Origin of the sequence: Streptomyces sp. NPDC001832 (genome assembly GCF_040297265.1) — a bacterium.
Classification (GTDB): Bacteria; Actinomycetota; Actinomycetes; order Streptomycetales; family Streptomycetaceae; genus Streptomyces.
The window spans coordinates 1-2,054 of the sequence record NZ_JBEOYU010000092.1 but is presented as its reverse complement, the minus strand read 5'-3'; the positions used below and the strand labels follow the sequence as shown (position 1 = coordinate 2,054).

The following is a 2,054-nucleotide window of genomic DNA, read 5'->3' as shown; positions in this document are numbered from 1 at the left end:
GATCCAACTCCTCAGCAATAAGCGCTAGATTTCCAAAATATGAGAAACTATTTTAGAAATCTAGTTCTTATTTGCTCGGAGCTGGACGCTTCTTTCACAACCTCTATCCTCGATCTTTTTGGTCATACACTTCTTTGACGTTGATAAATTGATCAAGTATTGGATTTTCTCCTTTTAGGTCAGCTTCGAAACGGATACCGTCAATATTGATTCTGGCGTTACGGTAGTAGTCAGTTCCTAGTTGTCCCCATGCAGGAGTTGAGGCATCGACATTGCAGAAGATATCAAATCCTTGTTGTTTCAAGTAAGCAAATTTTTGATTTGCTTCAGAATAAGGTTGCCAATCGCTGATGTCAGCGCCAAATGGGTAGATCAAAATATTTGTTTTGCCTAAAATAGGTGCAACTTCATTTTGCCAACGTTCATTATCTTGTTGGATATCGGCTAAAGAAGCTTGTGTCATATTCAAGTGTCCCCAAGTATGAGAAGCAAAACTCCAACCATCTTTCTTTAATTGATCAGCAACTTTTTTGGCTGCTTCGATTTCTTTGTTTGTTTTTTCGTTATCACCATATTCTGATTTTGATGTACGGTAACCTAATACACCATTATAGCCTGTTAAAGCTAATGTTCCTTTGGCGCCTTGATAAGAAAAATCGGGATGTTTTTTAATGAATGAATCGATCAATGGAACCATATCATAGTCACCAACAGTTTCCTTCTTATTGTCGATATAAATATTCTTGATTTGGTTCTGTTTATCGACAATCAACTTACTTGGAAATCCTGAATTGTCCATGTATTCATAATAGCTGACATCGTCTTGCGAAAGAATTAACGGTTTCTTTCCTTCTGGAAGAGAAACACCTGTAAAGGTCAGTTTTCCATCTGTTCCTTTTTTGACTAATCCATTTAGATTAACAAGAACATAGTTATTTTTATATAACTGATCAATGGTTTTATTGAATTCGGAAATAGTGACCATATAATCTTTATACCCTTGTGCTTGCTGGGTATGAAAAGCCTTAGCTGGATCAACAATCAGACTATGAAAGAAGACGTGTGAGATTTTGGTCGGGTCTTCCCATTTTACCAAGGATTCTTTTTCTTTTTTCAAAGTTGCTAACAATTGTTGCGCTTCTTTGGCGTCGTCTTTTTCAAGTAAGGCGATGGCTTCATCATAATGATAACTTGCAGCAAGCTGTTTTGCTTGATCAAGCTGTTTCGTCGTTTGTTTATCTTCAACAGGTTTTGAGCTGCTGCTTGAGTGTTGAGTTGTTTGACTAGTGTTTTCTAATTTATTGTTTGTTACTGCTTGTGTAACAAAAAAGATACTTACACCTAGAATAATAACAGTGCATACAGAAGTGACAGCCAATATGATTTTGTGTGTATGTTTCATTTTATCGTCCCCTACTACTTTTTGATTTCAAAAACCCCCGTAAGCTTTTCTTAACCTTTTGAAAAACTTCCCATAACCATTGTAACGAATATAGGGTTCTGTTGCAAAGTTTTAAATCTACTATCAAATAAGGTAGAATAATAGAAAAAGATAGCAGGAGGAATGACGATGAATCATTTTAAAGAAAAGCAATTTCAGCAGGATGTGATTATTGTAGCCGTGGGCTACTATCTTCGTTATAACCTTAGCTATCGTGAAGTTCAAGAAATCTTATATGATCGTGGCATTAACGTTTCTCATACGACGATTTATCGTTGGGTACAAGAATATGGTAAACTACTCTATCAAATTTGGAAAAAGAAAAATAAAAAATCCTTTTATTCATGGAAAATGGATGAAACGTACATCAAAATTAAAGGAAAATGGCATTATTTGTATCGAGCCATCGATGCAGATGGTTTAACCTTGGATATTTGGTTACGTAAAAAACGGGACACACAAGCAGCCTATGCTTTTCTTAAGCGGTTAGTGAAGCAGTTTGATGAACCGAAGGTTGTAGGGCGGCGAGTACGGAGTGACAAGTCCCGCGGTTCCAGGGACCGGTCTCCTCGTCGAGGAGGTGGCGAGCCTCGTGGAACAGTGGCGTGCGCGG

General features: G+C 37.3%; 2 protein-coding genes. One reads left to right on the top strand and one right to left on the bottom strand.

Annotated features, from left to right (window positions below; translation table 11 throughout):
- Positions 1-103 precede the first annotated feature (103 nt).
- Complete coding sequence (locus tag ABT115_RS30770; RefSeq protein WP_014017385.1) at positions 104-1,402, bottom strand: polysaccharide deacetylase family protein; 1,299 nt, start codon at positions 1,400-1,402, stop codon at positions 104-106.
- 168 nt (positions 1,403-1,570) lie between these two features.
- Here ABT115_RS30770 and ABT115_RS30765 point away from each other — a divergent pair.
- A partial coding sequence (locus tag ABT115_RS30765; protein ID WP_351796771.1) for an IS6 family transposase occupies positions 1,571-2,054 on the top strand: 484 nt, incomplete at its 3' end.

Coding starts and splice junctions, on each gene's coding strand:
- ABT115_RS30770 (WP_014017385.1), bottom strand. CDS start 1,402: ATGAAACATACACACAAAATCATATTGGCTGTCACTTCTGTATGCACT.